General features: G+C 57.9%; 7 protein-coding genes. 6 read left to right on the top strand and 1 reads right to left on the bottom strand.

Features of this window, described 5'->3' with window-relative positions:
* Positions 1 to 613: 613 nt before the first annotated feature.
* Positions 614 to 1459, bottom strand: a complete 846-nt coding sequence (locus BSU04_RS33810) for a MurR/RpiR family transcriptional regulator (protein WP_089164624.1) — start codon at positions 1457 to 1459, stop codon at positions 614 to 616.
* A 300-nt stretch (positions 1460 to 1759) separates the two neighbouring features.
* On the opposite strand from BSU04_RS33810, the gene edd reads away from it, so the two are divergent.
* The 6 genes from edd to BSU04_RS33780 all read left to right on the top strand — a co-directional run.
* Positions 1760 to 3679, top strand: coding sequence for a phosphogluconate dehydratase (gene edd, locus BSU04_RS33805; protein ID WP_089164623.1), 1920 nt, complete (start codon positions 1760 to 1762; stop codon positions 3677 to 3679).
* Positions 3676 to 4311 (top strand): bifunctional 4-hydroxy-2-oxoglutarate aldolase/2-dehydro-3-deoxy-phosphogluconate aldolase, encoded by a 636-nt coding sequence (gene eda / locus BSU04_RS33800; RefSeq protein WP_089164622.1) that lies wholly within the window; start codon positions 3676 to 3678, stop codon positions 4309 to 4311. Before edd ends, eda begins: the two co-directional genes overlap by 4 nt.
* A gap of 274 nt (positions 4312 to 4585) precedes the next feature.
* Entirely contained in the window at positions 4586 to 5947 is a 1362-nt protein-coding gene (locus BSU04_RS33795) for a GntP family permease (protein ID WP_089164621.1), read from the top strand.
* A 10-nt stretch (positions 5948 to 5957) separates the two neighbouring features.
* Entirely contained in the window at positions 5958 to 6458 is a 501-nt protein-coding gene (locus tag BSU04_RS33790) for a gluconokinase (RefSeq protein WP_089164620.1), read from the top strand.
* Between the two features lie 291 nt (positions 6459 to 6749).
* Positions 6750 to 7634 (top strand): Ig-like domain-containing protein, encoded by an 885-nt coding sequence (locus BSU04_RS33785; RefSeq protein WP_144021435.1) that lies wholly within the window; start codon positions 6750 to 6752, stop codon positions 7632 to 7634.
* A gap of 618 nt (positions 7635 to 8252) precedes the next feature.
* Positions 8253 to 8843, top strand: a 591-nt coding sequence (locus BSU04_RS33780) for an Ig-like domain-containing protein (protein WP_218827382.1), incomplete at its 3' end; no start/stop codon positions are given.

Genomic DNA, 8843 nt, shown 5'->3' with positions numbered 1-8843 from the left:
GCGCTTCCTGGTTTTCCTGAGCTGAGCTGCTTCCTGTTTCAGTTGCTCAGACTCATCCTGCAAGTCATTAGCGATGTCCGTCAGTTTCTCTACCCACGCTAGCACTTCAAGCTCCGACGGCGTTAGTCCCTCTCGAGCGATGTCGGGTAGTGAGAATTTTTTTGGAAGAGTCACGAGTGCGGATCAAATGATGTTGGTGCGACAAACGTTAACATCGTCATCCGCAGTTTACAAGCGCAATCATGAGCGCACGCAACGAAGCTATCGGCTACCTCGACCGCGTGCGCAGATCAAATAACACAGCACGGCGCGTGGTGCTCGCCCCGGGTTATTGAGAAGTTACTTCTGGAATCAGTAACCCATTGATTTGGTTACTTATTTTCAGAACATCAAGGTGCGCGTGGGCGCGGGTTGGTCGGCAGCGGGTACGACGGTTGGTGCTGGTGCTTCGTACCAGTGGTAATCGAAGTCTGATCTGAGAGGAATCCGGTTCGCAAGAGCCGGGTTTCTCGAAGGATTGGTCTTGTAAGCTTTTGCTGGTGTTGTAGATGTAAAAAAGCGGGCTCTTCTTAGAAGAGCCCGCTTTTTTTGTGCCTTCGGAACTTGGCGAGGATTAATTCCCTACTCGCCGCCTATCCAGCACGCCTTTCGCCTCAGCCAATCTTTCCGCAAACTCAGGGCCTCTAGCCAGCGCCACGCCGACCGCCAAAATATCGCCGATAGCCAGATGCGATACACGCGATGTCATCGGTGAAAAGATGTCCGTATCTTCATCCACGTTCGCGAACAATCCCACGCTCGCCATGCGCGCCAGCGGGGAATTGCCGTGCGTGATGGCAATAACCTTCGCGCCACCGGCCAGCGCCGATTTCACCGCATCCAGAATATCCCGCGTGCGACCCGTATTCGAAATTACCACGACGACATCGCCCGCACCCAACAGCGCCGCAGACGTTGTATAGGTATGTGGATCGGAATACGCAACACTCGGCACGCCCAGCCTGAAAAACTTGTGCTGCACATCCAGCGCTGCGATTCCCGAGCCGCCCGCACCATAAAACTCGATACGCCGCGCGTCGGCGAGCAGGGAGATTGCCGCAGCCACGCTATCCGACGACAAGCTATTGCGCACCTGCAGCAACGCGCCGATAGTCCTGTCAAGCACCTTCGCCGCCACGCCGGCAGCGGGTTCATCGGGTCGCACGTCCCGATACACCGCAGGCGCCGGGACATCGGATGCAATGCTCTGCGCGAGCCGGATCTTGAATTCGCGAAACCCCGAAAACCCGAGCGCCCGGCAAAACCGCGCAATGGTCGGCTGACTCACGCCGGCCCGCGTGGCGAAGTCGGTCATCGCCAGATCGAGAACCTCGCGCGGCGCTTCCATCACGTAATCAGCAAGCTTGCGCTCAGAAGGGCGCAATTGTTCACGCATTGCTTCGACTTGGGACAGCAACATCGGGAATCTCATCCTATGCTGGAAATGCGTGGACTATAGCTGATTCGCTAAAATGTACAAAAACTACAAGACAAAGTGTTACCAGAAACCATTCACTATTGACGATGGATATCCAAAGTAAGCCATCACAGAAGACTTTGACCCAAAGTAAGGGTTTTCCAGATGGAATGTATGTAGTTTTTCTACTAGAATCGATGGTCATGGCGCGGGCCATCTCAAAATTCAAAGCCACCGCGACCGTTCAACCCGGCGTTAGCTGCCGCTAACCGCCCGCTCGCCGCCCCAGGCGAAGGAGTTTCGATGGTTTCCCCGCATTCGCATCTGAACAAAGTCACCCAGCGCGTGATCGAGCGCAGCAAGCCGACCCGTGCAGCGTATCTGGCGCGGATCGATGGCGCGCAGGGCCATTTTCCTGCGCGTGGCGCGTTGTCGTGCGCGAACCTGGCGCATGGATTCGCCGGCCTTGAAGGTCAGGAAAAAATCTCGATCAAGGCGATTCGCGAGCCGAATATCGGCATTGTTTCGTCGTACAACGAGATGCTGTCGGCCCACGCGCCGTTCAAGAACTACCCCGACATCATCAAGCACGCCGCACGCGAAGCGGGCGGCGTGGCGCAATTCGCGGGCGGCGTGCCGGCCATGTGCGACGGAGTCACGCAGGGCAACGCGGGCATGGAACTGTCGCTGTTTTCGCGCGAAGTCATTGCAATGAGCACGGCCGTCGCGCTGACTCACAACATGTTCGACGCTGCGCTGTGCCTCGGTATCTGCGACAAGATCGTTCCGGGCTTGCTGATTGGTGCGCTGCAATTTGGCCATTTGCCGACCATCTTCGTGCCGGCCGGCCCCATGACGAGCGGCCTCACCAACGACGACAAAGCCAAAGTCCGCCAGCAATTCGCGATGGGCGCATGCGACCGCGACGCGTTGCTCGAAGCCGAAGCGGCCGCCTACCACGGCCACGGCACCTGCACGTTCTATGGCACGGCGAACAGCAACCAGATGCTGATGGAAGTCATGGGCCTGCATCTTCCGGGTTCGGCGTTCATCCATCCGCACACGCCTTTGAGGGACGCGTTGACCGCCGAAGCGGCAAAGCGCGTATTGGAACTCACCGTGGATCGCGGTCATTACACGCCGGTGGGCCATGTCGTCGATGAAAAATCGATCGTCAACGGCATTGTCGCGTTGCTGGCAACGGGTGGATCCACAAATCACACGCTGCACCTGGTGGCGATTGCGCGTGCGGCAGGGATTGTGATTGACTGGAATGACTTCGACGAACTCTCGCAAGCCGTGCCGCTGGTCGCAAGGATCTACCCGAACGGCAAGGCCGATGTGAACCATTTCCACGCGGCGGGCGGCATTGCGTTCCTGGTCCGTGATTTATTAGAAGCCGGTTTGCTGCACGAAGACGTGAAGACCGTCGCGGGCAAGGGCCTGAAGCATTACACCCGCGAGCCGAAACTGATTGATGGCAAGCTCCAATGGGTCGATGGCACCGAAACAAGTCACGACACAAAAGTGCTGCGCAGCCACAAAGAACCATTCGCACCCGATGGCGGCCTGCGCCTGATGCACGGCAAGCTTGGCCGCGGCGTGATCAAGATCTCGGCGGTGGCGGACGCGCACAGGCACGTAAAAGCGCCGGCCATTGTTTTCGAGTCGCAAGAACAAGTACAGGAAGCGTTCGACCGGGGCGAGCTCAAGCGCGATTTTGTGGCCATCGTGCGCTTCCAGGGCGCGCGGGCGAACGGCATGCCGGAGTTGCACCGGTTGACGCCGCTTCTGGGTGTGTTGCAGGATCAGGGCTTCCATGTCGCGCTGGTGACGGACGGGCGCATGTCGGGCGCGTCGGGCAAGGTGCCGGCGGTGATCCACATTTCGCCGGAGGCGTTGCTGCACGGTCCCATCGGCAAGGTGCGCACGGGCGACATGATTGTCATCGACGCGAACAAAGGCGTGCTGGATGTAGAGATCGACGAGAAAGAATGGGCGGCGCGTGAAGTCGAGCAGCCGAAACATCAGGCGGCGAATGAAGTCGGTTTCGGGCGCGAACTCTTCGGCGTTTTCCGCGCGGCGGCCATGCCGGCGGAACTGGGGGCATCGGTATTCGGTCCCATGGTCGGCGAGAACGCGTCTTGCGACACCGCAGAACATGCAGCACACGCAGCACACGCAGCACACGCAGCACACACAACAGGAGCAGCAGTCAAATGAAAACGGTAAGCGAAATCGTGCGTCTGGGGCCGGTGATTCCGGTCCTCGCCTTCGAGTCGGTCGAGCAGGGCGAAAACGTGTCGCGTGCGTTGCATGCCGGCGGTGTCAAGGTACTCGAGATCACGCTGCGTACGTCGGCGGGTTTGGAAGCCATCGAGCGCGCGAGCCATCTGGCTGACGATATCGTGGTTGGTGTTGGCACGATCACGAAGCCCGAGCATTGCGGGCAGGCGAAGAAGGCCGGCGCGCAATTCGGGGTGTCACCGGGATTGACGAGAGACATTCACCAGGCTGCGCTCGATTGCGGTCTCCCATTGCTGCCGGGCGTGATGACGCCAACTGACATTATCCAGGCGATGGAGTTCGGCTACGAAATCGTCAAGCTTTTCCCGGCGCAACAGGCGGGCGGCCTGGCCATGTTGCAAGCGCTCAACGGTCCATTCCCCGGCCTGAAATTCTGCCCGACGGGTGGCATCACAGCGGAAACGGCACCCAGCTTCCTGGCGCTGCCGAACGTGGTGTGCGTGGGCGGATCGTGGCTGACGCCCAAGGCGGCGCTGGCTGCGCAGAACTGGGAAGAAGTCACGCGTCTCGCGCGAGCGGCCAGCACGCTAGCGCCTACCCGGACTTGATTTAGTCCAGTGTCACCGTAAGCAACAAGAGAGAACCAAACAAAAGCCTTTGCGGCGCGCGCGATCAGCGCGCCGCAAAGGCTTTTTCGCATTCGGGAACGCTTACTGCGCAGGTTTCGGGCGCTGCAAGTAAAATCCCGTCTCAGTTACTCGCCGATTGCGTGTGCGCGTGCCGAACCTGTGCATCCATGAATGCCTGAATGCCTGAATGCCTGAGTGACGGCAAACGTACCGCTGACCAAACAAAAACGCTAACAACCGAAGGAGGCGTGTCATGGAGCCTGTTCACGGCAGCATGCTGCTGGTGTACGCGGTTATCGCCATTGCGCTGCTGATCTTGCTGATCACGCGATACAAGGTTTACCCGTTTCTCGTACTGATCATCGTTTCACTGTTATTGGGTCTTGCTGTCGGCATGCCGATGGACAAGATCGTGAAGGCATTCGAAACCGGCAATGGCAATACGCTGGGTCATATAGCAATCGTGGTCGGACTCGGCACCATGCTCGGCAAGATGATGGCCGAATCCGGCGGCGCGGAACGCATCGCGAATACATTGATCGGCTGGTTCGGTGAAAAATACATTCACTGGGCCATGTTGTGCGTGGCGATTATCGTCGGCTTGCCGGTTTTCTTTGAAGTCGGTTTCGTGCTGCTGATTCCCATTGCATTCAACGTCGCGAAACGCACGAAGAAGTCGCTGCTGCTGATTGGCTTGCCGATGGTCGCCGGGCTCTCCGTGGTTCACGGCCTGATTCCGCCGCACCCGGCCGCGCTGCTCGCTGTGCAGGCGTATCACGCGGACATTGGCCGGACGATCATGTACGGGCTGATCGTCGGCATACCAACGGCTATTGTTGCCGGTCCGCTATTCGCTCTGCTGATCCACAAGTACATCAAGTTGCCGGAGAACAATCCGCTGGCGGCGCAATTCATCGATTCCGGCAAGGAAGGCGAGACGCGCGAACTGCCGGGCTTCGGCATTACGTTGTTCACCATTCTGCTGCCGGTGATCCTGATGCTGATCGGCAGCTGGGCTGATCTGATCTCCACGCCAAAGACGCTGCCGAACGACTTGCTGCACTTCGTCGGCAACTCCGACGTCGCGTTGCTGATAGCAGTGTTGTTCAGCTTCTGGAGCTTCGGCGCATCGCGTGGATTCGATCGTGCGCAGATCCAGAAATTCTGCGGCGACTGCCTTGCGCCTATTGCGGGTATTACGTTGATCGTGGGCGCGGGCGGCGGTTTCGGCAATGTGCTGCGCGAGAGTGGCATTTCGCAGCAACTCGTGGCCACGGCATCGGCGGCGCATTTGTCGCCGTTGCTGCTCGGCTGGTTCGTGGCCGCGCTGATCCGCCTTGCCACCGGTTCGGCGACGGTCGCCATGACGACCGCGTGCGGCATTGTTGCGCCAATCGCGGCGGCATCGAACGGCGCGGTGAGTGCGGAATTGCTGGTGCTGGCAACAGGGTGCGGTTCGTTGATTTTCTCGCACGTGAACGACGGTGGTTTCTGGCTGGTCAAGGAGTATTTCGGCATGACGGTCGGCCAGACGTTCAAGACGTGGTCGCTTTGCGAAACGATTATTTCAGTGATGGGTTTGGGGCTGACCTTCGCGCTTGCGACGGTCGTGTAAGGAGAATTTGATGATATTGATCGCGATGGGTGTATCTGGGTGCGGCAAGACGACAATCGGCGAGATGCTGGCCGAGCGGCTGAACTGCGATTTCGCCGATGCCGACAGTTTTCATAGTCAGGCAAATAAGGACAAGATGCACAAAGGCATTCCTCTCACCGATGAGGATCGCTGGCCGTGGCTAAAGGCGATCCGTGCGTCGATTGTGGAGAAACAGGCGGACGGCACGACGCATGTGTATGCGTGTTCGGCGCTCAAGCGCGTGTACCGCGACATTCTCCGCGAAGGCGACAAAGACGTGACCTTCGTTTATTTGAAGGGAACGCCCGAATTGCTGAAAGAGCGGATCAAGACGCGCAAAGGGCATTTCTTCGATCCCGCGCTCTTGCAAAGTCAGCTCGATACGCTCGAGCCGCCGGGGCCGGACGAAGCCATTGAAGTGGATATTGCACTACCGCCCTCGCAAATCGTCGATAAGGTATTGAGTGACGTGAAGGGCCGCCAAGGTTAGACCCGCGAGCAAACGCGCTTCAGAAAGCGTGCATGCGAAGGCCGGTTCAGCCCATGCTGACCGGCCTTTTTTGCGCTTTGACATTCATTCAATGTGTCAGAGAGGCGCGCATCACGTTTTAGGAAATGTCCGGTATGTAAACATTTACTTCATTGTCAGAATCGCGATCCCTGACTTGGGGTAGGTGCTCGCTACTCATGCGGCACCAAGGCGCAACAGGTGAATGGCGAAACCCCGGGCAATCCCCGGGTTCTCGTGGTTCATCCATTTCACGACAACAAAGAACGAAAAATGCAAACGAACACTCCTACAAAGCCCGTTATCACTTCTGTTGGCAGTGCGGCAGCCGGCGGTAAGGCAAATAGTGCTCAACCTGTCATTACGGGCACGGCCGACGCGAATAACTCAATCCTCGTGTACGACGGTATCAGGCTCCTCGGAACGGTCATGTCCGATGCAAGCGGGAACTGGTCGCTTACGCCAACGACCGTACTCAAGGCAGGCGCCCACAGCATCACTGTGCTCACATTGGATAGTCAGGGCGACGGCAGCCCTTCGTCGGAGCCTTTTTCGACAACTGTGCAGGCGGCGCCCGTTTCGGCCGTTCATTCGGTCAGCAATGCGCCATCAATCGCGGACCATGCCGACCAGGCTACGCCGATTCCCGCCGTAGCGGCAGACCACACGGTCGTTGTTAGCGCGACGCCGGACGTAGTCGCGGCTCCAGCGTTGGTTCACGCAGAGACCGTGACGCAGACGGAAACCGCGAAGGGTGGTGCAACGGTAGCGATACACGTCGCGGGTGACCAGCCGATCCTCGACCTCACCTCGCTCTCCGCCAAGACGACAGCGAACGTTTCGGATAGGGCCGCGACCGGGCTTGCCGACCATTCGAACAATGCGAAGCTTTCGCTGACGGATGTACTGAACCTGGGCGAACATGACTTGTTCCAGAAGGACGGCAAGCATCAGGTGATCTTGAACGATTCGAATGGCGATTCGAATGGCGATACGGTGGATGTATCGAACGCGCACATTGCGGGCGTGACCGACGGGCAATGGCAGCAGCATGGCACCGCTCACACAGGCGGCGTGACGTATGACGTGCACGTGCACTCGGGCGCGCAAGCGGAGTTGCTGGTTCAGCAAGGACTGCAAGTCGCATTGCATAGCTAAGCAGACACAACGGGAGCATGGCTGAACGTTCTGCTGGTTTGACAAGGTAAGAGTTGGGCCGTTTCAGGATGCATCCTGCAACGGCCTTTTTACTTGCCCGTTTGGTGCTGTTCGCGTTGCGCATTGCTATAAAGAAAGACTCGGACACGCTATCAGGATAGAAATTGCCAATTCCACACTTGCAACACTTTGCGTGGATATTGCAAATGCGAGAAGTCGCTTTGCTGTTAAATGAAACTACAAAATGTAAATTGCCCGCTTTATGAATTAATTAGTAGTGCAAGATAAAAAATTAAGAAGCAAGGGTTACAAATTAGAAAATTACCGTTTCAGTTTCGTGCTCGACCACGAGAACACTTTTCGATACCTTGAAGCCCAGCCAGGAGCGGACCGGCGCACCTGGCACCTTGGTGTCCGCACTTCCGTGCGCCCACTTCCCGATGCATTTAGGAAATGTCTGGTACCCGCAATTTAATACGCAGCGCAGACTCCCGACTTCATACGGAACTGCCACGTTTTAATTTTATCAGGTGGTATTCGCGTAGACGACGTGCAAATTAATTCGGGAAAGAACGGGTTCGCCGTCGTGTTATTTCACAGCTAACTGAGGCAGAGTAAATGTTATCTCAAAATCAAACGCCGACCACGCCGGTCATTACATCGGTTGGGCACGCACCGGCGGGCAGCACGGCAGACAGCAGCATGCCGGTCATCGCGGGTACGGGAGATCCGGGCGACATCATTATGTTGTACGACGGAATCCGCTTGCTTGGCACGGCCATCGTGGGTGTTAACGGTACGTGGACGTTCTCCACCACCGCAGTGCTCAAAGCGGGCAGCCATACCTTTACCGCCTTGGCAACCGACCCTGCCACGGGAGCGGGCAGCAACTCGTCCGCAACGTTCGCTTCAACTATCCCGTCTGGGACCGTGGTCCTTCCTGATCCTCCCAGTATTAGCGGTGTGACAGATAACGTCGGCCCCACCACGGGTGCGGTTCCGAAGAACGGTTCGACCGACGACAACCATCCGGCGATTTCAGGCACGGGCGTGGCAGGTGATGTCGTGCACGTGATAGACAAGGGCGTTGAAATTGGTTCGACCACGGTGAACCCGTCTGGCAACTGGACGTTCACGCCGGTCACGCCGCTGGCAGATGGCGCACATGACATCACCGCTACGCAGACGAACCCGGCAACCGGTGCAACG

Origin of the sequence: Caballeronia sordidicola (genome assembly GCF_002220365.1) — a bacterium.
GTDB classification, from domain to species: Bacteria; Pseudomonadota; Gammaproteobacteria; order Burkholderiales; family Burkholderiaceae; genus Caballeronia; species Caballeronia sordidicola_C.
This window is presented reverse-complemented; position numbering and strand designations above follow the sequence as displayed.

What these genes read in the sequence shown, in the direction of transcription:
- BSU04_RS33810 (WP_089164624.1), bottom strand. Translation starts at nt 1,459, where the DNA reads ATGTTGCTGTCCCAAGTCGAAGCAATGCGTGAACAATTGCGCCCTTCT.
- edd (WP_089164623.1), top strand. Translation starts at nt 1,760, where the DNA reads ATGGTTTCCCCGCATTCGCATCTGAACAAAGTCACCCAGCGCGTGATC.
- eda (WP_089164622.1), top strand. Translation starts at nt 3,676, where the DNA reads ATGAAAACGGTAAGCGAAATCGTGCGTCTGGGGCCGGTGATTCCGGTC.
- BSU04_RS33795 (WP_089164621.1), top strand. Translation starts at nt 4,586, where the DNA reads ATGGAGCCTGTTCACGGCAGCATGCTGCTGGTGTACGCGGTTATCGCC.
- BSU04_RS33790 (WP_089164620.1), top strand. Translation starts at nt 5,958, where the DNA reads ATGATATTGATCGCGATGGGTGTATCTGGGTGCGGCAAGACGACAATC.
- BSU04_RS33785 (WP_144021435.1), top strand. Translation starts at nt 6,750, where the DNA reads ATGCAAACGAACACTCCTACAAAGCCCGTTATCACTTCTGTTGGCAGT.